Below are 21,458 nucleotides of genomic sequence, written 5' to 3'. Positions count from 1 at the left end.
CCAGCCGACGCAGTCGGCCGCCAGACCCGCCCCGGCGCGGACGTTCGGCGCCGATCGCCGACGTTAGAGGCCGTCGTTGCGGGCCGGGCGCGCCGTGCGCGGTCGGTTCAGCCGCCGATCCGGTACTGCGCCGAGGAGCTTTCCACCACCAGGATCTGCGCCCCGGTCCAGGCCTGGCCGGGTTCCAGCCGCACCGGCTGCAGCACCTGCGCGGCCTCGACGCAGACGAAGCGGCGGTGGCCGTCGGGTTCCAGGTCGGCCATGCCGGCGGCCAGTTCGGCGCCGGGGTTCCACACCACCGTGTCGGCGAAGCCCTCGGCCTCGCAGCGCAGCATGTGCTCGCCGTCGGTGATGCGCAGCGGGCGCCGGGTGCCGGCGTAGATGCGGTCGACCTCGCCGTCGAAGCGCACCGGCGCGTCGCTGGGCGGGCAGGCGGCGTCGCCGTGGGCGGAATCGACGTAGCCGCGGTCTTCCAGGCCGTGCACCAGGGTCGCCTCGATGTCGGCCACGGCCAGGTAGGTGTGCAGGGCGGCGCTGAATTCGAACGCGGCGCGGTCGGTATTGCGCACGCTCAGGGCGATGCGCAGGCGGTCCTCGCCGGGTTCGACGTCCAGCGCGGCCTCGAAGCGGTGCGGCCAGTGGCGGCGGGTTTCCTCGCGGTCGCGCAGCTGGAACGACAGCCGCGTCGGCTGCGGGTCGGCCTCCCAGGTCAGGGTGCGGGCGAAGCCGTGGCGCGGGCCGTCGCCGCGCAGCGCGAACTGCGGAAAGATCACCGGCACGCCGCCGCGGATCGCCTTGCCGGCGCCGAAGCTCGCGTTCGGGCTCAGGTACAGCCGCTCGCGGCCACGGCAGCGCCAGGACAGCACGTGCGCGCCGAAGGCGCTGGCCTCGACGCGCGAGTCGCCGGGTCCGTTCAGTTGCAGGCTAGCGGGCAGGGCAGGCGCGTTCATCGTTCCGTCCATGGCGGCGAAAGGGGGGCCAGCATGGCGGCACGGGCCGCGCCAAGCTGGCACGCCGGTCATAGTACCGGGCGCCCGGCCGCGGCGGTTTAGGCGCTGTGAAGCCTGGGGGAACGGGGGTTCGGCTATTCTTGTCGCCCCTTTTCGTTCCGAAATCTGGAGCCAGGATGCTTCACCCCGTCGTTCTCAGTGGTGGCAGCGGTTCGCGCCTGTGGCCGCTGTCGCGCCAGAATCAGCCCAAGCAGTTCCTTTCGCTGATCGGCGACCACTCGTTGTTCCAGGAAACCCTGCTGCGCGCCAATGCGCTGCCCGACACCGGCGCGCCGGTCACGGTCTGCGCCGAAGACCACCGCTTCATGGTCGGCGAGCAGTTGCAGGGCATCGGCGTGGCCAACGGCGCGATCCTGCTGGAACCCAGCGCGCGCAACACCGCCCCGGCCATCGCCCTGGCCGCGCTGCACCTGGTCGGCGAAGACCCGTCCGCGACCATGCTGGTGCTGCCGGCCGATCATCTGATCGAAGACGTCGAAGCCTTCCGCGACGCGGTCGCGCGCGCGACCGTGCTGGCCGAGCAGGACTGGCTGGTCACCTTCGGCATCACCCCCGACTATCCCGAGACCGGCTACGGCTACATCGCCCGCGGCGACGCGCTGGGCGAGGGCGGGTTCAAGGTCAGCCGCTTCGTCGAGAAGCCCGACCTGGCCACCGCCGAAGGCTATGTCGCCGCCGGCACCTACGCCTGGAACTCGGGCATGTTCCTGTTCAAGGCCCAGCGCTATCTGGACGAGCTGCAGGCGCTGGCGCCCGGCATCCTCGCCGCCGCGCGCGCCGCGTACGCCAAGGCCAGCCGCGACCTCGACTTCATCCGCGTCGGCAAGGACGAGTTCGCGGCCAGCCCGAACGACTCCATCGACTACGCGGTGATGGAAAAGACCGCGCGCGCTGCGGTCGTGCCGGTGAGCTGCGGCTGGAGCGACATCGGCTCGTGGTCGTCGCTGTGGGCGGTGGCCGAGCGCGACGACGACGGCAACCGCTACGACGGCGACGTGATCTCGGTGGACACCCGCGGCAGCCTGGTGCGCGCGTCGGACCGGCGCATGATCGCGACCATCGGCGTGGAAGACCTGGTCATCGTCGACACGCCCGACGCGACCCTGGTCGCGCGCAAGGATCGCGTGCAGGACGTCAAGACCATCGTCGACAAGCTCAAGCAGGCCGGGCGCCAGGAGCACCTGTTCCACCGCAAGGTCTACCGACCGTGGGGCAACTACGACTCCATCGACATGGGCGAGCGGTTCCAGGTCAAGCGCATCGAGGTCAAGCCCGGCGGCGTGCTGAGCCTGCAGAAGCACCACAGGCGCGCCGAGCACTGGATCGTGGTGTCGGGCGTGGCCGAAGTGACCTGCGACGACAAGGTATTCGAACTGCGCGAGAACGAGAGCACCTACATCCCGCTCGGTAGCGTGCACCGGTTGCGCAACCGCGGCACCGAGCCGGTCGAGCTGATCGAAGTGCAGTCGGGCGGCTACCTCGGCGAGGACGACATCGTCCGGCTCGAGGACGTGTACGGCCGCTCGTAAGCGTCGCGCGCACGCCGAAACCGCTAGTCAACGAAGACCGGCCCAGGCCGGTCTTCGTTTTTTCAGCGCCCCGCGATCTGCGCGGTCTACTTGTAGGAGCGACGCGAGTCGCGACCGCGCCAACGCAACTGCGATGAAAGTTTCGGCGTAGCTGAGTTCCCGCGGTCGCGACTCGCGTCGCTCCTACAGCGGGCCTTCGGCGCCCGATCGCGGCGATCTGCGCGATCTGCCTGTCGGAGCGACGCGAGTCGCGACCGCGCCAATGCAACCGCGATGAAAGTTTCGGCGTAGCTGAGTTCCCGCGATCGCGACTCGCGTCGCTCCTACAGCGGCCCTTCGGCGCCCCATTGCGGCGATCTGCGCGATCTGCCTGTAGGAGCGACGCAAGTCGCGACCGCGTCAACGCAACCACGATGAAAGTTTCGGCGTAGCTGGATTCCCGCGGTCGCGACTCGCGTCGCTCCTACAGCGGGCCTTCGGCGCCCCATCGCGGCGATCTGCGCAGGTCGCGACACGACCGCGCTCGCCGGCCTTACCCGCCCGCCGTCGCCAGCAACTCTTCCAGCACCTGGGCGAAGCGCTCCGCGCTGCCTGGTGCGTGGGCGAAGAACAGCGAGGGTTCGCACAGCTCCAGTTCCAGCAGTTGCGGCTGTCCTTGCGCGTCGCGGATCAGGTCTACGCGGGCGTAGGCCAGCGGTTCTTCCAGGTCCAGCCGCGCGCCAGTGGCGTTGAGCGCGTGCAGGGCGACGGTGCGTTCGTCGTCGGCCGCTTCGCGCGCGTTGATGCGTTCGACCGCGCGCAGGTTCAGCGCGTCCTCGCGCTGCAGCATCGCGCCCTTGCGGATGGCGTGGCTGAAGACGCCGTTGAAATGGATCAGCGCGGTCTCGCCGTCGCGGTCCACTGCGGCCAGGTACGGTTGCAGCATCGCGCTGCGGCCCTCTTCGAGCAGGCGGGCGAGGTGGTTGGCGGCGGCGAACTCCTGCGAGCGCGCATAGCGCTGGGTGTCGCGCGAGCCGGCGCTGACGGTGGGCTTGACCACGAACTCCTCGGCGTCGGCGTGCGCGGCCAGGAACTCCTGCAGCGCCGGCAGCGCGTCGGCGTCGGGTTCGACGAAGGCGGTGGCCACCACCGGCACGCCGCGCGCGGCCAGGTCGGCGAGGTAGCGCTTGTCGCTGTTCCAGCGCAGCACCGGCCAGGGATTGATCAGCCGGCTGGCGGCGTCGGCGCGCTCGCACCAGTCCAGGAATTCGGGGTAGCGCTCGGTGTAGTCCCACGGCGAGCGCAGCAATACGGCGTCGTATCGGGCCCAGGCCACGCTGGGGTCGTCCCAGGCGCGGATTTCGGCGTGCAGGCCGCGGGCGAGGCAGGCGTCGAGCAGCGGCGACAGGTCGTCGTCCTGTCCGGCGCTGGCGATGGCGGTGACCAGGGCGAGTCGGCTCATGCCGCAAGTCTAGCGTCGGTGCGCCATCAAGGCACCGCCACGGCACCGTGCCGGTATTGCCCGAAAGTCCGCTGCTGCCGCGCGGGGCCGCGCGGTAAACTGGGCGCATCCCTCACAGGAGCTGTCCCATGGCCGACGCGGTCGCCGCCAAGAGCAAGTTGTATCCCTCTGCACACGAAGCGCTGCAGGGCGTGGTCGCCGACGGCCAGACCCTGGCGGTCGGCGGTTTCGGCCTGTGCGGCATTCCCGAGGCGCTGATCGGCGCGCTGCGCGACAGCGGCGCCAAGGGCCTGACCGCGATCTCCAACAACGCCGGCGTCGACGGGTTCGGCCTGGGCCTGCTGCTGGAAACGCGCCAGATCAAGAAAATGATTTCGTCCTACGTCGGCGAGAACAAGGAGTTCGAGCGCCAGTTCCTGTCCGGCGAGCTGGAGCTGGAATTCAACCCGCAAGGCACCCTGGCCGAGCGCCTGCGCGCCGGCGGCGCCGGCATTCCGGCCTTCTACACCCGCACCGGCTACGGCACGGTGGTCGCCGAAGGCAAGGAAACGCGCGAGTTCGACGGCCACCATTACGTCATGGAAACCGCGCTCAAGGCCGACGTGTCGCTGGTCAAGGCGTGGAAGGCCGACAAGTCCGGCAACCTGGTGTTCCGCAAGACCGCGCGCAACTTCAATCCGGCCTGCGCGATGGCCGGCAAGGTGTGCATCGCCGAAGTCGAGGAACTGGTCGAGGTCGGCCAGATCGATCCGGACCAGGTGCACCTGCCGGGCATCTACGTCGACCGCATCGTGGTCAACGCCACGCCCGAGAAGCGCATCGAGCAGCGCACGGTGCGCGCCGGCTGAGCTGCGAACGACGCGCCTTGCGGCGCACACCCGCTTTCATCGCCGCCACTCCAGTGTGCGGCCTCTCAATACAGGTAGAACTCCCATGGCTTGGACCCGCGACCAAATGGCGCAGCGCGCCGCGCAGGAACTCACCGACGGCGCCTACGTCAATCTCGGCATCGGCCTGCCGACCCTGGTGGCCAACTTCATTCCCGACGGCATGGACGTGTGGCTGCAGTCGGAAAACGGCCTGCTCGGCATCGGCCCGTTCCCGAGCGAGGACGAAGTCGACGCCGACCTCATCAACGCCGGCAAGCAGACCGTCACCGCGCGCCCCGGCGCCAGCTACTTCGGCAGCCACGACAGCTTCGCGATGATCCGCGGCGGCCACATCGACCTGGCCATCCTCGGCGCCATGCAGGTCACCCACAAGGGCGACCTGGCCAACTGGATGGTGCCCGGCAAGATGGTCAAGGGCATGGGCGGCGCGATGGACCTGGTCGCCGGCGTCAAGCGCGTGGTGGTGCTGATGGAGCACACCGCCAAGAACGGCGAGCACAAGATCCTGCCCGAATGCACCCTGCCGCTGACCGGCCTGGGCGTGGTCAACCGCATCATCACCGAGCTGGCGGTCATGGACGTGACCGCGGACGGCCTGGTGCTGGTCGAAGCCGCGCCCGGCGTGGGCGAGGACGAACTGCGCGAAAAGACCGGCGTGGCGCTGCGCACGGCCTGACCTTCGCCCCGCGCGCGGGACCGGAAAAGCCGCCGCGAGGCGGCTTTTTCGTGGAGGCGCCGATGGGCGGCGGGTGCGTTCGGCGGCGTGGGGTCTCGCCGAGAGGCGACATGAATCGGGCAGCCGGGGCGCTGAACGGCCAGCGTTCGGCGGAGTTACTGCAGTCTATAGGCCAAAAGCTGCGTCGATGCGGTGCGTGGCCTGTGCACGCGCTTGGACGATCGGATCCGGCCGTCGGCTGGCCGGTTCGTCCCTGTGCAACGCCGATCCGCTGCGGCGGCCGATCCGCGCTGGTTGCGTGCGATCAAGCGCGCAGGCTGTCGGGCCTCATGGTTTCGAGCCGGTCATGCTGTCGAAAGCCGGGGTGACTGCAGGAGCGGCGCAATCCGCGACGCGGTCGGTCGGCTGCCGGGTGGGCTTGCGATCCGGCACGGCTTCGGATTTGTAGTGCTTCAAGCTTGCGCCGTCGCGCGACTGCCGCGGTCGCGGCTCGCGCCGCTCCTACAGGGAGGCTGCCGATAAAACGCGAAAGGCGCGATCGGTGAGGATCGCGCCTTGGCGCCGAACGCAGGGCCGGGCCCGCGCCGCTTACATGTTCTGGTAATTCGGCCCCGAGCCGCCTTCCGGCGTTACCCAGGTGATGATCTCGTAGGGGTCCTTGATGTCGCAGGTCTTGCAGTGCACGCAGTTGGCGGCGTTGATCTGCAGGCGCTTGGCGCCGGCTTCCTCGACGATTTCGTACACGCCGGCCGGGCAGAAGCGGGTGCAGGGGTTGCCGTATTCGGTCGCGCACTGGGTTACGCAGACGTTGGTGTCGGCGACCTTCAGATGCACCGGCTGGTCTTCGTCGTGCTCGGTGGCGGCGAAGTACACGCCGGCCAGGCGGTCGCGCGGGGCCAGGCTGCGGTCGATGTAGTCGCGCTTGGGCTGCTCGGCCTGGCCGAGCTTGTCGAGCGAGGACCAGTCGGCCTTGTTCTTCAGCGTCCACGGCGAGCCGCCGCCGACCAGGGTTTCCCAGGCCGCGTTGAGCATGCCGAACCAGAAGCCCTTCTTGAAGCCGGGCTTGATGTTGCGCACCTTCTTGAGCTCGGCCATCGCCTCGGACGCGCGCAGTTTGGCGTCGAAGCCGGCACTGTCGAGCGAGGGCTGCGCGGCCAGATGTTCGGCGGCGAGCATGCCCGAGCGGATCGCCTGGTGCGTGCCCTTGATCTTGGGCACGTTGAGCAGGCCGGCGGTGTCGCCGATCAGCAGCGCGCCGGGCATCTCGAGCTTGGGCAGCGACTGCCAGCCGCCGGTGACGATGGCGCGCGCGCCGGACGAGACGATGCTGCCGCCTTCCAGCAGCGGCTTGATCATCGGGTGGTTCTTCCACTGCTGGAACGCTTCCCACGGCTTGTAGTCCGGGTCGCGGTAATCCAGGCCGCTGACATAGCCCAGCGCGATGCGGCCCTTGTCCAGGTGATACAGGAAGCTGCCGCCATAGGTATGGCTGTCGGCCGGCCAGCCGACGCTGTGCACGATCTTGCCCGGGCTGGTGCGCTCTTCGGGCACCTGCCACAGCTCCTTGATGCCGATGGAATAGCCCTGCGGGTCGCTGTCGGCGTCGAGCTTGAAGCGCTTGATCAGGCGCTTGGTCAGGTGGCCGCGCGCGCCTTCGGCGAACACGGTGACCTTGGCGCGGATGTCGATGCCGGCGGTGAAGCCGGGCTTGTGGGTTCCGTCCTTGGCGATGCCCATGTCGCCGATGCGCACGCCGGCGACGCGGCCGTCGTCGTCGTGCAGGGTTTCGGCGGCGGCGAAGCCGGCGTAGATCTCCACGCCCAGCGCTTCGGCCTGCGGCGCCATCCACGCGCACATCGCGCCGAGGCTGACGATGAAGTTGCCGTGGTTGTTCATGTCCGGCGGCACGATCGGCGACTTGTAGCCGCCGGTCTTGGTCATCAACCAGAACTCGTCGTCCTTGGCCGGCACGCAGATCGGCGGCGGGTTGTCGCGCCAGCCCGGCAGCAGCGCGTCGAGCGGGCCGGGTTCGATCACCGCGCCGGACAGGATGTGCGCGCCGATCGTGCTCGACTTCTCGATCACGCAGACCGACAGCTCCGGGTTGAGCTGCTTGAGCCGGATCGCGAAGGCCAGGCCGGACGGGCCGGCGCCGACGGTGACGACGTCGTACTCCATGACGTCGCGTTCGATCTCGATGGCTGGCGTGTCGGACGGGACCGTGCCGGTCGGCTGTTCGCTCATGCTGGCGGTACTCTTGCGTGCAATCCCGCCATTGTCGCGGGTTTGCCCGGCAGGCGCCATTTCCGCCGGCGCGAATCGCGGCCCCGGCCGCGTCCGCGGCGCGAAAGTACGCGCGTTCGCGCCGTGTTTGAAACGGTTTCCAGCCGGATCGGTGCGGTGGGGTATGGAATGCCGGGCTGCGCTGCGCGGCGCAGGAATCGGATCGCGGCCGCGCCGCCGCGCGTGCTAGCGTGCCGGCCGATGCCGCCGACCCGCCTGCCGCTGCAAGACGCCGAACTGGCCTACGACCCGCATTGGCTCGACGCCGACGCGGCCGACGCGCTGTTCGCGGCGCTGCGCGCGCAGGTGGCCTGGGAGGTGCACCGCATCCGCCTGTTCGGGCGCGAGCACGATTCGCCGCGGCTGAGCAGCTGGATCGGCGATGCCGACGCGCGCTATCGCTATTCGGGTGCCGAGTTCCGCCCGCATCCGTGGCCGCCGGCGCTGCTGCCGGTGCGCGAGCGGCTGGCGCGCGAGTGCGGCGTGGCGTTCAACAGCGTGCTGGCCAACCGCTACCGCGACGGCCGCGACGCGATGGGCTGGCACAGCGACGACGAACCCGAGCTGGGGCCGGCGCCGCTGATCGCGTCGCTGAGCCTGGGCGCGCGGCGGCGGTTTACCCTCAAGCACCGGCGCGATCCGGGTTTGAAGGCGACGCTGGAGTTGGGCCACGGCAGTTTGCTGCTGATGTCCGGGCCGACCCAGGCGAATTACCGGCACGCGCTGCCGCGCACGGCGCGGCCGGTGGGGGAGCGGATCAATCTGACGTTCCGGGTGATCTCGCCGCGGGCAGGCGCGGCGATCTGAGCGGAAGGCGTCGGGCCTGAAGGTCCTCCCACAAGGGCATCGGGCCCTGAAGGTCTTCCCACAAGGGCATCGGGCCCTGAAGGTCTTCCCGCAAGGGCATCGGGCCCTGAAGGTCTTCCGACAAGGGCATCGGGCTGTGAAGGTCTTTCCCACAGAGGCATGGGCCTGGAGCTCTTCCCACAAAGGCATCGGGCTCAAGGCCGTGCCGCATGGCCAAAAAGCGCCGGACCTGAAGGCCCACCCGACCGAGCGGGCGCGGCCCGGTATGAGGCCCTCGGTGTGGGAGGGCCTTCAGGCCCGACGCTCTTGGCTCAGATCGGACCGATCTCGCAACGGCCTCCTTCGAACGGCGCCGCTTGCGGCTTCGAATGGCTTGCGCCGCGAACCGCTTGGCTGCCGGCCGCGTTTACGGCCGCTGCCACGCGCGGATGTAATCGACATACGTCGTTTCCGACTGGGTCGACGCCGCCGGCGGCTTCACCGAATACACGAAGTGATCGACCAGGATCGAGCTGTCGATTTGGCTGGCGTTGCGGGTGGTGCGCACCAGCTTGCCGTCGATGTAGAAGCGCGTCGCGTCCTGCGCGATGTCGGCGCCGTAGACATGCCAGCCGGCGCTGGGATCGAAATCGATATCGAGCGGATACGCATCGAGATCCTCGACGCCGTTCTTCATCACGTATTGGTTCAAATACAGCCGGCGCTTGTTGTCGGAGTAGTACTCGAACACGTCGGTCTCGTTCCACTGCTGCGCGCCGGGCGCCTGGAAGGTCCAGAACGCCGGCCAGAAGCCCGGCAGCGCCGGCAGCTTCATGCGCGCTTCGATGAAGCCGTAGCGGAAGTTGTAGCGCTTGTGCGAGGACAGCAGGCACGACGTCCAGTCGTAGGTGCGGCCCGAAGGCGAACGCACGCGTTCGCGCTTGGCCAGCATGCGCAGCGAACCGCCGGCGACCGAGCAGTTGGCGGCCTGGTTCCATTCCAGTTGCTGATTGCCCGGATTGCCGTGGCCGTGGTCGGATTCGGCCGAGGAGTTGTCGGCCCACGTGTTCCAGTCCACCGCGCTGCCGTCGAATTCGTCGCCGAACGTGTAGACCCAGTCGCTGCCGGCGCCGAGCGGGCGGGTGCTCGCCGGGTCGCCGCCGGGCGCGGCCGCGGACACGGTGAAGCTGCGTTCCGGCGCCAGGCTGGTCCAGCGGCCGCCGGCGTAATACGACAGCCAGTAGCGGTACTGCCCCGGCGGGAACCGGCCGCTGCCGGTGAGTTCGCGCTCGCTCGCGCCGACGCTGTAATTGCTCTGGTGGCCGAGATCGAAATTGCGGTCCTGCGCGTCGCGCACGGCGAACACGATCTGCTCGTAGGTGGCCGGCTGCGCGCTTTGCAGGCGCGCGCCGAACAGCACGCTCTGGCTCGCGTCGGGCGCCTGCAGGTCGCGGCCGATCGCGCGCAGCGGCGCGGCGCCGACGGTTTCGTAATCGATCGTGCCCTCCGGCGTGGCCTGGGCCAGGCCGAGGCAGGCGGCCGCTTCCAGGCCCAGCGCGAGCAGCGCACGGCGGCGCGTGTTGCGGCGGCGTTTCGAATAAGGGACGAGCATGGCGAACTCCGGGACGCACGAGGGAATCGGCGCGCAGTCTAGGAGTGCGATCGGTCGCGGGCCGTGCCGGCGATCACTGGTTACAACGCTGTCGGCAAGCTGTCGTTGTGGCGCCGGCTCAGGGAATGCCGGCGATCAGGGAATGCAACGACCTCCAGAGGAAGTCGCTCAGCGCGTACGAGCAGGCGGCCAGCAGCCAGATCGTAGCGTAGCGCGCCCAGCGCAACTTGCCGGCGCGAATCCGCGGCAGGCTCAGCAGCAGGCACAGCGCCGATGCCGCGATCAGGGCTTGCTGGCCGTAATACCACAACGCTTGCACACCTGCGATTTCATCCGTGCGCGCAGGCTCGACGAAGAATCCCGCCTTCGAAAAACGATACGACTGGCCGCCCATGTTCACGACCACCATGAGCCATGTCAGCAGGCAGATCGCCGCCGCGACGAAGCCCGAAAACAGCGCGCGGCGCGGCGGCGGTTGCGGAACCGGAGCGCGCGCGGCGGCGTAGGGATTGTCCATGTCGGTCGCGAACGACTGCGCCGGATTCAGCGCTGATGGACCTTCTCGTGCGCATCGCCCGACACCAGCGTCCACCCGGCGATCTCGCTCGTGCTCGCCGCCAGCGAGCGTTCGAACGCGGCGACCACGTCGCGCACTTCGACGCTCGCCGCCGGGGTGGATTGCAGGAAGGTGCGCGAGGCGACCACCTTCTGGTCGGCGTTGTGGAACAGCTTGGCGTTGATCTCGATCACCGCCGAGGGCACGGCGTTGCCGGCGTAGTCGGATTCGAACCGGCGCAGGTCCAGCACCAGCTTGTAGTCGGCGCCGATGCCGCTGCCCTGGCGCGCGACCGCGGCGATCTTGCCGGAGTCTTCCAGCGTGCGCAGCAGCGCGTCCTCGATCATGCTGCTGGGCAGCTTGGCCCAGGCGGCGCCCTTGTAGACCTGGATCTCGTCGCCGCTGGGGCGCACCGCGATGCGCAGGCTGTCGATCATGCGCGCGGCGTTCGGCGCGCTCAGCGACAGCTGCCAGTTCGCCTGCGGCCAGGACGGATCGGCCGGCACGCGCGGGTCGGGCGCGTACTGGGTGGTCGGGTTCTTCGGCTTTTCGTCGAGGATCGAACAGCCCGACAGCGCCAGCGCGGCGGCGAGGCCGGCGCCGATCAGGCGCAGCGCGGCGGGGCGGGGGGCGCGGGTCGTCGTCATGGGAATGGTGCTCGCGTGGCGGCGGGGCGTGCGGGTGCTCATCGGGCCTTCTCCGGCTCGAATTCCTTGGCCGCGTCGCGGCCGAGCAGGTAGCGGGTCGGGTTGCCTTCCAGGCGGTCGCTGATCCGGCGCAGGTCGCGCACCAGCGAGCGCAGTTCGCCCAGGGTCGGGCCGAGCTGGGCCAGGCCGTCGTTGGCGAAGCTGCTGATCGCGGCGCGGTTGTCGTTGAGGATGCCGTTGGCGCCGGTTGCGGCCGAGTCGAGCTTGGTCAGGGTGCTGTCGAGCTTGTTGATGATGCCCGGCAGCTTCTGCGCCAGTTCGCGGTCGACGCTTTCCACCGCGCGGTTGGTGGTGGCCAGGGTCTGGTTGAGCTGCTCGCTGGACTTCTTGGCGTTGGCGATCAGCGCGCGCAGGTCGCCGCGCTGGTCGGCGATCGAGCCGGTCAGCGATTCGATGTTGGCCAGGGTGTTGGAGACGTGCTTGACGTTGTCGTCGCTGAGCACCTGGTCCAGGCGCGCGACCAGGCGGTTGGCGGTGTCGGCGATGTTCTGCAGCGCCGAGGCCTCGGTCTGGATGATCGGCACGTCGCCGTTGCTGGATTCGGCCAGGCGCGGGCTGTTGGGGCTGCCGCCGGTGAGCTGGATGATCGGCGTGCCGGTGATGCCGGTCAGCGACAGCTTGGCGCGGGTGTCGGTCTTGACCGGCGCGTCGGCCTGCAGGCGCAGCTTGGCGATGACCCGGCGCGGATCGTCCGGCGCCAGGCTCAGCTGCTGCACCGTGCCCACGCCGATGCCGTTGTATTGCACGGTGCTGCCTTCCGACAGCCCGGTGACCGGCTCGTTGAAGATCACCGCGTACTCGCGCCAGCTCTTCTCCGAGGAGTACTTGGCCGCCCACAACGCGAACAGCAACAGGAACAGCGTCACCACGATGGTGAACGCTCCGATCAGCACGTAGTTGGCCTTGGTTTCCATCAGGCACCTTCGAACGGCATGAGCCCGGCCGGCATCATGCCAGCAGGGGGTAGGTGAACAGGGTGAAATGGACGAGGTTCAGCCCGAAGTGGGCCAGCACCGCCGCGGCCAGGCCGCCCTTGCGATAGGCCCAGCCGTAGGCCAGCCCGGCCAGCGTCGCCGCCAGCGCGAAGCGCCAGCCGCCGCCGAGATGGACCAGCCCGAACGCCAGCGCCGACAGCGCGATCGCCGCGTGCGCGCCGTAGCGCTGCGCCTGCCAGCGCCGCTGCAGGCTGTCCTGCAGGTAGCCGCGGAACATCGCTTCTTCGGTCAGCGCCACCAGCAGCAGGTTGTTGAGCGCCCACAGCGGCCCGAACCACGGCCACTTCGGCGCCCAGGCGACCAGGCCCAGCGCGGTGGCCAGTCCCAGGCACAGCAGCGCCGCAGCGGCCGCGCCCGCCAGGCCCGCGCCCAGCGACGTCGCCAGCGGCCGCTCGCCGGCCGCGCAGAGCCGCAGCAGCGGCCAGCACAGCAGCAGCCAGAACCCGGCCAGCGGCTTGTCGAAGTTGAGGTACAGCGACATCGGCGCCGCATCCGCGCTGAGCTCGAGATCGGCGACCAGTTGCGGATTGCCGAAGCCCGGCAGCAGATGCAGGCCGAGCGCGAATGCGGTCAGCACGAACAACACGTGGCCGCCGATGCGCGCCGCGCGCGGCCGCGCCGGCCGCACCAGCCACGCGGCCAGCCCCAGCAGCGCCAGCGAAGCCAGCGCCGACGCAGCGAGGATTCCGTGCGCGAACCCGGCGAGCAGCGCAAGCGCCAGCAGCGCCAAGCTCGCCGCGCGCGCCTTGGGCCACCACAGCGTCGCCGCGGCCGCGCACAACAGGCCCCAGATCGACACGCTCCACAGCGTGCCGGGATCGGCGAGCGCGGCGTTCATCGGGCCGAGGCATCCTCGTCCGTGCGGCGGTCCGCGGCGCGGCCGCCGCGTCCGTGCGCGTCGTCGTGGCGTTCGTTGTTGTCGCGCGCGACCTGCGCGGCACGCGCGCGCGGGCCGTGGAAGTATTCCTGCACCCACGGATGGTCGAGCTTCTCGACTTCCTCGATCGGCGCGCAGGCGATGACCTTCTTGTCGGCCAGCACCGCGATGCGGTCGCAGATGGCGTAGAGCGTGTCCAGGTCGTGGGTGATCAGGAACACGGTCAGGCCCAGCGCCTGTTGCAGGGTGCGGATCAGGCGGTCGAACGCGGCCGCGCCGATCGGGTCGAGGCCGGCGGTGGGCTCGTCGAGGAACAGCAGCGGCGGGTCCAGCGCCAGCGCGCGGGCCAGGCCGGCGCGCTTGCGCATGCCGCCGGACAGCTGCGAGGGCAGCTTGTCGATGGCGTCGGCCGGCAGGCCGCTCAACTTGACCTTGAGCAGCGCCAGTTCGTAGCGCAGCGAATCGGGCAGGTCGCTGTGGTACTCCTTCAGCGGCACCTGCACGTTCTCGCCGACGGTCAGCGAGGAGAACAGCGCGCCGTCCTGGAACAGCACGCCGGTGTTGCGCTCGATCTCGCGGCGCAGCAGCGGATCCGGGCTGCGCGCGTCGATGCCGAGCACTTCGATCTCGCCGGCGTTGGGCTTACGCAGGCCCAGGATCGACCGCATCATCACCGACTTGCCGGTGCCCGAGCCGCCGACCACGCCGATGATCTCGCCGCGGCGCACGTCCAGGTCGAGGCCGTCGTGCACGGTCTGCTCGCCGAACTGGTTGACCAGGCCGCGGATGCGGATGACGACGTCGTCGTTGCCGCCGTCGGCGGCGGGGTTGGGGGTTGGATGGTGGGGAACCGTCACAGCGGCCTCTCCGGCGCGCGGACGAAGCTGCCGGCGTCGCGCGCAGCCCCGGTTCCCCAACCCCGATTTCCGATTCCCCGCTTCACCAGCCCATCTCCATGAACCAGATCGCGAAGAACGCATCCAGCACGATCACCAGCGAGATCGACTGGACCACGCTGGAGGTGGTGCGCTCGCCGACCGACTGCGCGGTGCCCTTGACCTGCAGGCCTTCCAGGCAGCCGATCAGGCTGATCAGCAGGGCGAAGATCGGCGCCTTGCTCATGCCGACCAGGAAGTGGCGCAGTTGCATGGTGTCGTGCATGCGCGCCAGGTATTGCTGCGGCGGGATGTCCAGGCCGTAGGCGCCGACGGTGAGGCCGCCGAGCAGGCCGGCGATCATCGCGATGAAGGTCAGCAGCGGCAACATCACCAGCAGCGCCAGTACCCGCGGGATCACCAGCAGGTCGACCGGGTCCATGCCCAGGGTGCGGATCGCGTCGACTTCCTCGCGGCTGACCATCGCGCCGATCTGCGCGGTGAACGCGCTGGCGGTGCGGCCGGCCAGCACGATCGCGGTCAGCAGCACGCCGAACTCGCGCAGGAAGGCGATGCTGACCAGCTCGACCACGAAGATGGTCGCGCCGAAGTCCTTGAGGATGGTCGAGCCCAGGAACGCCACCACCGCGCCGACCAGATAACACAGCAGCGCGATCAACGGCACCGCGTCCAGGCCGACCTGTTCCATGTGGTGGACGGTGGCGGTGGGGCGGAAGCGGCCGGGGTTCTTGAACAGCCGCAGCATCTTCACCAGCGTTTCGCCGAAGAAGGCGATCAGCGCCAGCACTTCCTTCCAGTTGTCGGTGACCGCGAAGCCGAGCCGGCCGAGCGCGGCCTGGAAGCCGTATTCGCGCTTCTTCTTCGGGCGTTCGTCGGCGACGTCCTCGATCGCGCTGACCAGGGCGCGGTGGGCCTCGTGGAAGCGGAAGATGCCGTCGAAATCGAGCTGGTGCCGGCGCGCGTAGCGCATCAGCTGCAGCACGCCGACCGAATCCAGGCGTTCTACGCCGGTCGCGTCGACCGCCTCGACCTGCGCCGGCGCGCGCTTGAGCGCCTCGCCGATGGCCAGCGCGTGCTCCAGCGTCCAGCAGCCGGAAAGGCGCAGCCGCGAGGGCTCTTCGCCCTCGGCGGTGAGTTCCGGCGCTTGCGTGGTCGGTACGGTCATAGGGCCTCGGGCGGGAGGATACAGGCTAGGCATGGCGAGGTGAGTGTCGCGTGGACCGCGCAATTCATGCGCCGGCCGGATGCGCGCCGGCGGCGCGCGCGCGGGCGGTTCGCGTCGGCGCGCAGGGCCTGCGCGGACCGGCTGCCCAGCGACGCGCGCGCGTGCCATGCTTTCCGCCATGTCCGTCCCGCATCCGCTCAGCGCCACCAGCTACGCCGCCCGCATCGCCTTCGTGGTCGAGCTGGCCGAACGCCTGCACAGCTACGGCACCACCTCGCAGCGGCTGGAAGGCGCGGTCACCGCGGTCGCCTCGCGGCTGCGCCTGGAATGCGAACCCTGGTCGAACCCGACCGGCCTGATCCTGACCTTCAGCGATCCGCAGCGCCCTCTCGGCGAAAGCGACACCACCCGGGTCATCCGTTTGCCGCCGGGCGAGAACGATCTGTACCGGCTCAGCGAGACCGACCGCATCGCCGAGGACGTGATGGCCGGGCGCCTGGACCTGGCCGCCGGCCACGCCGCGCTGGAGGCGCTGGACCGCCCGCGCACGCGCCGCTGGCGGGCGATGCAGGTGTTCGGCTACGGCCTGGCCGCGGGCGCGGTGGCGGCGCTGCTGCGGCTGCCGTGGCTGGACATCGGCGTGGCCGCGATCAACGGCCTGATGATCGGCCTGCTGGTCGACGTGTCCGGCCAGCGCCCGCGCCTGCGCGAGGCGCTGGAGGCCATCGCCGGCATGTTCGCCGCCGCGGTGGTGGTGCTGGTGGCCAACTTCGTCGCGCCGCTGAACCAGAACACGGTCATCATCGCCTCGCTGATCGTGCTGCTGCCGGGTATGGCGCTGACCAACGCGGTCAACGAACTGACCAGCCAGCATCTGGTCTCGGGCACGGCGCGTTTCGCCGGCGCGGTGACCACGGTGGTGAAACTCGCGGTGGGCACGGTGATCGGGCTGTACCTGGCCGACCTGGTCGGGCTGGAGCCGGTGGTGCGGGCGTGGCGGCCGCAGGAATCGTGGGTGGAATGGGGCGGGCTGGCGGTGGCCTCCTATGCCTTCGCCGTGCTGTTCCGCGCCCACCGCGCCGATTATCCCAAGGTGATGGCGGCGGCCGCCGGCGGTTATCTGATCTCGCGTTTCGTCGGCCTGGCCTGGGGCAGCCCGGCGGGAATCTTCCTGGCGGCGCTGGTGATGACCGCGCTGGGCAATGCGTATGCGCGCTGGGGCAACCGGCCGGGCGCGATCATCCGCGTGCCCGGGATCATCCTGCTGGTGCCCGGCAGCGTCAGCCTGCGCGGCCTGCTCAACATGCTGCAGCAGCAGGACGTGCAGGTCGGGCAGGACGCGGTGCTGGCGGTGGTGAATATCCTGCTGGCGCTGATCGCCGGGTTGATATTCGGCAATCTGCTGTTGCCGTCGCGGCGGAATCTGTAAAGGCGCGGGATGGGGGATCGGGCGCTTTGATTCGTCCGCGCGGGATTCCGGGTGCGCGGGGAATTGCCCGATTGGATAAAAGCGGGAAAGCTAAATGAAAACGCCGGCTCAAGGCCGGCGGTTTCGGGGGATTTTGCTTTTTCGTCCCGATTACTTGATCAGGAATTCGTCCAGCTTGCGGCCGCCGGCGGTGTAGGCGGCCAGCCAGCGCGGCTGCTTGCCGCGGCCGGTCCAGGTTTCGCCGGTGTTGGCCGGGTTGCGGTACTTCGGCGCGACCTTGCCCAGCGGCTTGCGCGCCTTGCGCGCGCCGGCGGTGGCGGACGCGGCGCTCTTGGCGGCCTTGGCCGGACGGCCGGCGCGCGCGGCGGGAGCGGCGCCGCCGAACAGTTCTTCCAGCGCGTAGCCTTCGGCCTTGAGCAGGGCGACGACTTTCTTGCGCACCGCGGCGATCGGCTTGCGCTTGTTCAGCGTGGTCTTGCGCTTTTTCGCCTGGCTGATGAGATTTTCGAGTTCTTTCGCGGACAACGCAGAGATATCGATCGTCATGGGGCCTCCGGGAGTATGGTCGGAATAACGGCCAGTCCCTGGCACGCGGCAGCATAGTAAGGGCAGCGTCGCGCGGCGTAAATGCCGCGACGGTATATCCCCCGCATATTTAACAGGCCGCGGCGGTAATCGGCGCGGCGGCAGGGGCGGGCGACGGGATAAACCGGCGCGTATCGACACGAATCGGCGCAGGCGGGCGTCGCGCCGCCGCCGGGCGGCCGGAAACAAGGCGGGCGCGAAACAAGGCGGGCGCGGGACGGCGGGCGCGGCGCCGGTGCGCCGAGGGAATACCGGCGCGAATATCGCGCAACGCGACGGCGGTTATCTAAACCGGGCACGAAACCTGCTTGCCGCGGTTCGGCCGGGACGCCGACGCCGCCCCGCAGCGGGGCGGCACCGGCGAATCCTTGCGGCCTGCGGGGCCGGCTCAGGCGGCGGCGATGCGCGCCAGCACCGCGGCGCGGTCGAGATTCTCCGCCGCGTCGCTGCGGCGGTGGCGGTATTCGAAACTGCCCGCGGCCAGGCCGCGCTCGGACACCACCACGCGGTGCGGCACGCCGATCAGCTCCATGTCGGCGAACATCGCGCCCGGGCGCAGGCCGCGGTCGTCCAGGGCGGCGTCGACGCCGGCCTTGATCAGGTCCTGGTACAGCGCCTGCGCCGCGTCGGCCACGGCCGCGTCGTTCTTGGGATTGATCACGCACACCACCGCCTGCCACGGCGCCATCGCCTCGGGCCAGGCGATGCCGGCGTCGTCGTGGTTCTGCTCGATCGCGGCGGCGACGATGCGCGACACGCCGATGCCGTAGCAGCCCATCGCCGGGGTCGCGGCCTTGCCGGTCTCGTCGAGCACGCTCAGCTTCATCGCCTCGGCGTACTTGCGGCCGAGCTGGAACACGTGGCCGACCTCGATGCCGCGGGCGATGCTCAGGGTGCCGTGGCCGTCCGGCGAGGGATCGCCGGCGACCGCGTTGCGGATGTCGGCGACCTCGGCCGGCTCGGCCAGGTCGCGGCCCCAGTTGACGCCGGCGAGGTGGTAGCCGTTTTCGTTGGCGCCGACCACGAAGTCGGCCAGCGCGGCGACGCTGCGGTCGGCGATCACTCGGATCGCCTTGGCCGGCTTGACCGGGCCCAGGAAGCCCGGCTGCGCGCCGAGGTGTTCGAGGATTTCGGCTTCGGTGGCCAGGCGGTATTCGCCCAGGCCGGCGAGCTTGGACAGCTTGATCTCGTTGACCGTGTGGTCGCCGCGCACCAGCGCCAGCGCGAACTGCGCGGCGCCGTCGGCGTCGCTGCCGACAATCGCCACCGACTTGACCGTGCGCTGCAGCGCGATGCCGAGCAGCGCGGCGACGTCCTCGCAGGTCTTCTGGGTCGGGGTCTCGACCTTGCGCAGGTCTTCGCCCGCGGCCGCGCGCGGGCCCGGCGAAACCGCTTCGGCCAGCTCGACGTTGGCGGCGTAGTCGGAGCCGTCGGAGAAGGCGATCGCGTCCTCGCCCGAATCGGCCAGCACGTGGAACTCGTGCGAGGCGCTGCCGCCGATCGCGCCGGTGTCGGCGAACACGGCGCGGAACTTCAGCCCCAGGCGGGTGAAGATGCGGCCGTAGGTGTCGTACATGTTGCGGTATTCGCGGCCGAGGTCTTCGTCGCTGACGTGGAAGGAGTAAGCGTCCTTCATCAGGAACTCGCGCGCGCGCATCACCCCGAAGCGCGGGCGGATTTCGTCGCGGAACTTGGTCTGGATCTGGAAGAAGTTGACCGGCAGCTGCTTGTAGCTGGCCAGCTCGTTGCGGGCGAAGTCGGTGATGACTTCCTCATGGGTGGGGCCGTAGCAATACCAGGCTTCCTTGCGGTCCTGCATCTTCAGCAACTGGCCGCCGAACTTCTCCCAGCGTCCGGTCTCTTCCCACAGTTCCTTGGGCTGCACCGCCGGCATCAGCACTTCGATCGCGCCGGCGGCCGTCATCTCCTCGCGCACCGCGCGCTCGACCTTGCGCAACACGCGCAGGCCCAGCGGCGACCAGGTGTACAGGCCGGCGGCGAGCTTGCGGATCATGCCGGCCTTGAGCATCAGCTTGTGGCTGACGATCTCGGCTTCGGCGGGCGTTTCCTTGCTGGTATGGAGATGGAACTGCGACAGGCGCATCGGTCGGGATTCGTGGGCTGGAAAGGGCGACAGTGTGCCATGCGGGGGCGGCGCGCTGGCGCGGCGGGTTCCGCAAGCGGCGGGTAGAGCGCGGCGAACGCGGCGCCGGCCGCGCTCGCGCGGACAAGGCCGCGATAAAGCGCGGAAAAAAAAAGACCGCCGCGGACGGGCGGCGGTCCTCGCGGCGGCGCGGCCGCCGGCCTCAGCTGTCGGCTTGCTTCTGGCCGCCGCCGGCGTTGGGGTTGGGATTGGTGTTGTTGACCGGAGGCGTGGTCGGCGCGGGGTTGCAGTAGGCGCGGATCGAGGCTTCGGCCAGTTGCACCTGGGCGGCGCGCTGCTGCGCGTCGAGCACGTTGTCGGGCTTGCCGTCGCCGTTGCTGTCCACGCCGACCTGGGCCGAGCTCTGCAACTGCTTGAGGTTGGCGCGCGCGTTCACGCACGGCGCGCTTTCGCCCGGGGCGGCCACCGAGGCGGTCTGGGTCGCGGTGCCGGTCTTGTTGCGGATCACCCGGTTCTTGACCTGGCCGCTGCCGGACTGGCCGGGCGGGGGCGAATCGGAGTAGTGGGTGACGCCCTGGGCGTCCTTCCACTGGTACAGGTCGGTGGCGGCGGCCGGGAAGGCCGCCAGGGCGGCCAGGACGGCGCCCAGGCCCAGCGCCGGCAGGGCGCGTCGGGCGGAAATGCGGGAGGTGCGGGACATGGATGGCTCCGGAAGCGGGGCAGCGGAACGTCGGAAAACGCGGACCAGGCCGCGGTACGGCGGGGGGAAACGGAATTGCAGCATCCTGCCATGACGACGGCAAGCGCTACACTTCCCAGTTATGGAACCCCAACCCTCGCCCCGCCCGCGCGGACGCGGCATTTACCTGCTGCCCAATCTGTTCACCACCGGCGGCATGTTCGCCGGTTTCTACGCGATCATCGCCGCCACCCAGGGCCGCTTCGACGAGGCCTGCATGGCGATCTTCGTCGCCGCCATCCTCGACGGCGTCGACGGCCGGGTCGCCCGGCTGACCAACACCCAGAGCGAGTTCGGCGTGCAGTACGACTCGCTGGCCGACCTGATCAGTTTCGGTCTGGCGCCGGCGCTGGTGATGTACCACTGGGCGCTGGAGGCGACCAAGCTCGACGGGGTGATCCCCGGCAAGATCGGCTGGGTCGGCGCCTTCCTCTACGCCGCGTGCGCGGCGCTGCGCCTGGCGCGCTTCAATTCCCAGGTCGGCCAGGTCGACAAGCGCTGGTTCATCGGTCTGGCCAGCCCGGCCGCGGCCGGCCTGGTCGCCAGCTTCGTCTGGACCTGTCACAGCTTCGACCTGTCCGGCGAGGAGCTGCGCTACGCCGCGCTGGCGGTGACCGTGGTCGCCGGCCTGCTGATGGTCAGCCGGATGCGCTACGTCAGCTTCAAGGGCAGCGGCCCGCGCAACGACCGGGTGCCGTTCCTGGCGATCCTGGTGGTGGTGGCGGTGCTGGTGGCCATCGCCATCGACCCGCCGCGGGTGCTGCTGGCGATCTTCGCCCCGTATGCGCTGTCCGGCCCGGCCCAGGCGGTCTGGCGCCGGCTGCGGCGCGCGCCCGAGCCGCCGCCGGCCGGCGGAGCGGGGGCGGCATGAGCGGGCTGTGGGACGCGCAGCAGCGCCAGTGGCTGCAGGCGATGGGCTACTCGGTGCTGGCGCTGGCCGGCGAGGAGGGCGCCGCGACGGGCGCCGCCGAGCCCCCCGTGCGTGGCGAAGCCGTGCGTTCCCCAGCATCCGAAAACGCTGAAAACGTGCGCGGCGATGCCGGCCGGCGTGCCCCGCCGGCCTCGGCCGAGCGCGGGCAGGGCGCCGACGATGCGCTGCTGCGCAATCTGCTGCGCGCCGCCCGGCGCGAACCCGGCGACGCCGAGGTGCTGGCCCTGTTCGACCCGGCCGCCTTGCG

General features: G+C 70.0%; 19 protein-coding genes and 2 pseudogenes. 7 read left to right on the top strand and 14 right to left on the bottom strand.

Features of this window, described 5'->3' with window-relative positions:
- Positions 1-107: 107 nt before the first annotated feature.
- Complete coding sequence (locus A7A76_RS19210; RefSeq protein WP_206412717.1) at positions 108-950, bottom strand: D-hexose-6-phosphate mutarotase; 843 nt, start codon at positions 948-950, stop codon at positions 108-110.
- 176 nt (positions 951-1,126) lie between these two features.
- Between A7A76_RS19210 and A7A76_RS19205 the strand changes: the two genes are divergently transcribed.
- Entirely contained in the window at positions 1,127-2,539 is a 1,413-nt protein-coding gene (locus A7A76_RS19205) for a mannose-1-phosphate guanylyltransferase/mannose-6-phosphate isomerase (RefSeq protein WP_206412716.1), read from the top strand.
- A gap of 532 nt (positions 2,540-3,071) precedes the next feature.
- On the opposite strand, the gene A7A76_RS19200 is transcribed toward A7A76_RS19205, so the two are convergent.
- The gene (locus A7A76_RS19200; RefSeq protein ID WP_206412715.1) at positions 3,072-3,980 is read right to left on the bottom strand and encodes an ATP-grasp domain-containing protein; all 909 of its coding nucleotides are present in this window, start codon (positions 3,978-3,980) and stop codon (positions 3,072-3,074) included.
- 128 nt (positions 3,981-4,108) lie between these two features.
- Here A7A76_RS19200 and A7A76_RS19195 point away from each other — a divergent pair, with 128 nt between their 5' ends.
- Positions 4,109-4,828 carry a CoA transferase subunit A gene (locus A7A76_RS19195; protein ID WP_206412714.1) on the top strand — a complete coding sequence of 240 codons (720 nt, stop codon included), beginning with the start codon at positions 4,109-4,111 and terminating at the stop codon, positions 4,826-4,828.
- A gap of 85 nt (positions 4,829-4,913) precedes the next feature.
- Entirely contained in the window at positions 4,914-5,546 is a 633-nt protein-coding gene (locus tag A7A76_RS19190; protein WP_206412713.1) for a CoA transferase subunit B, read from the top strand.
- 327 nt (positions 5,547-5,873) lie between these two features.
- Here A7A76_RS19190 and A7A76_RS25945 read toward each other — a convergent pair whose 3' ends face one another.
- Positions 5,874-6,002, bottom strand: coding sequence for a hypothetical protein (locus tag A7A76_RS25945; RefSeq protein WP_277425856.1), 129 nt, complete (start codon positions 6,000-6,002; stop codon positions 5,874-5,876).
- A gap of 132 nt (positions 6,003-6,134) precedes the next feature.
- Positions 6,135-7,790: an electron transfer flavoprotein-ubiquinone oxidoreductase gene (locus A7A76_RS19185; RefSeq protein WP_206412712.1), complete on the bottom strand. Its 1,656-nt coding sequence runs from the start codon at positions 7,788-7,790 to the stop codon at positions 6,135-6,137.
- Between the two features lie 240 nt (positions 7,791-8,030).
- On the opposite strand from A7A76_RS19185, the gene A7A76_RS19180 reads away from it, so the two are divergent.
- Positions 8,031-8,636 (top strand): alpha-ketoglutarate-dependent dioxygenase AlkB family protein, encoded by a 606-nt coding sequence (locus A7A76_RS19180; RefSeq protein ID WP_206412711.1) that lies wholly within the window; start codon positions 8,031-8,033, stop codon positions 8,634-8,636.
- A gap of 406 nt (positions 8,637-9,042) precedes the next feature.
- On the opposite strand, the gene A7A76_RS19175 is transcribed toward A7A76_RS19180, so the two are convergent.
- The 7 genes from A7A76_RS19175 to A7A76_RS19145 all read right to left on the bottom strand — a co-directional run bounded on the left by A7A76_RS19175 (position 9,043) and on the right by A7A76_RS19145 (position 15,591).
- Complete coding sequence (locus A7A76_RS19175) at positions 9,043-10,227, bottom strand: glycoside hydrolase family 16 protein (protein WP_206412710.1); 1,185 nt, start codon at positions 10,225-10,227, stop codon at positions 9,043-9,045.
- Positions 10,228-10,345: 118 nt separating this feature from the next.
- Positions 10,346-10,744 carry a hypothetical protein gene (locus A7A76_RS19170; RefSeq protein ID WP_206412709.1) on the bottom strand — a complete coding sequence of 133 codons (399 nt, stop codon included), beginning with the start codon at positions 10,742-10,744 and terminating at the stop codon, positions 10,346-10,348.
- 26 nt (positions 10,745-10,770) lie between these two features.
- Positions 10,771-11,430, bottom strand: coding sequence for an ABC-type transport auxiliary lipoprotein family protein (locus A7A76_RS19165; RefSeq protein WP_206412708.1), 660 nt, complete (start codon positions 11,428-11,430; stop codon positions 10,771-10,773).
- 38 nt (positions 11,431-11,468) lie between these two features.
- A complete protein-coding gene (locus A7A76_RS19160) occupies positions 11,469-12,404 on the bottom strand; it encodes an MlaD family protein (RefSeq protein ID WP_206412707.1) in 936 nt (311 codons plus the stop codon).
- Between the two features lie 34 nt (positions 12,405-12,438).
- A complete protein-coding gene (locus A7A76_RS19155; protein WP_206412706.1) occupies positions 12,439-13,323 on the bottom strand; it encodes a CPBP family intramembrane glutamic endopeptidase in 885 nt (294 codons plus the stop codon).
- The gene (locus A7A76_RS19150) at positions 13,320-14,219 is read right to left on the bottom strand and encodes an ABC transporter ATP-binding protein (protein WP_206412705.1); all 900 of its coding nucleotides are present in this window, start codon (positions 14,217-14,219) and stop codon (positions 13,320-13,322) included. The genes A7A76_RS19155 and A7A76_RS19150 overlap by 4 nt, the downstream gene beginning before the upstream one ends.
- A gap of 82 nt (positions 14,220-14,301) precedes the next feature.
- Positions 14,302-15,591, bottom strand: coding sequence for an ABC transporter permease (locus A7A76_RS19145; protein WP_428995195.1), 1,290 nt, complete (start codon positions 15,589-15,591; stop codon positions 14,302-14,304).
- On the opposite strand from A7A76_RS19145, the gene A7A76_RS19140 reads away from it, so the two are divergent.
- On the top strand, positions 15,590-16,852 hold the full coding sequence (locus A7A76_RS19140) for a threonine/serine ThrE exporter family protein (RefSeq protein WP_206412703.1): 1,263 nt from the start codon (positions 15,590-15,592) through the stop codon (positions 16,850-16,852). The genes A7A76_RS19145 and A7A76_RS19140 overlap by 2 nt on opposite strands.
- Before the next feature lie 156 nt (positions 16,853-17,008).
- Here the strand turns inward: A7A76_RS19140 and A7A76_RS19135 are convergent.
- The 3 genes and pseudogenes from A7A76_RS19135 to A7A76_RS19125 form a co-directional block, all read right to left on the bottom strand.
- Positions 17,009-17,398: pseudogene (locus A7A76_RS19135) on the bottom strand (H-NS family nucleoid-associated regulatory protein); the annotation flags it as partial.
- 427 nt (positions 17,399-17,825) lie between these two features.
- Positions 17,826-19,541, bottom strand: coding sequence for a proline--tRNA ligase (locus tag A7A76_RS19130; RefSeq protein WP_206412701.1), 1,716 nt, complete (start codon positions 19,539-19,541; stop codon positions 17,826-17,828).
- 202 nt (positions 19,542-19,743) lie between these two features.
- A complete protein-coding gene (locus A7A76_RS19125; protein WP_206412700.1) occupies positions 19,744-20,241 on the bottom strand; it encodes a DUF4124 domain-containing protein in 498 nt (165 codons plus the stop codon).
- Positions 20,242-20,362: 121 nt separating this feature from the next.
- On the opposite strand from A7A76_RS19125, the gene pssA reads away from it, so the two are divergent.
- Positions 20,363-21,151 carry a CDP-diacylglycerol--serine O-phosphatidyltransferase gene (gene pssA, locus A7A76_RS19120; protein WP_206412699.1) on the top strand — a complete coding sequence of 263 codons (789 nt, stop codon included), beginning with the start codon at positions 20,363-20,365 and terminating at the stop codon, positions 21,149-21,151.
- Positions 21,148-21,458: pseudogene (locus tag A7A76_RS19115) on the top strand (hypothetical protein); the annotation flags it as partial. The gene pssA and the pseudogene A7A76_RS19115, both read left to right, overlap by 4 nt.

Source organism: Lysobacter enzymogenes, from assembly GCF_017168095.1.
GTDB lineage: Bacteria > Pseudomonadota > Gammaproteobacteria > Xanthomonadales > Xanthomonadaceae > Lysobacter > Lysobacter enzymogenes_D.
The sequence above is the reverse complement of the archived record's forward strand: the minus strand, read 5'-3'. Positions and strand labels throughout refer to the sequence as shown.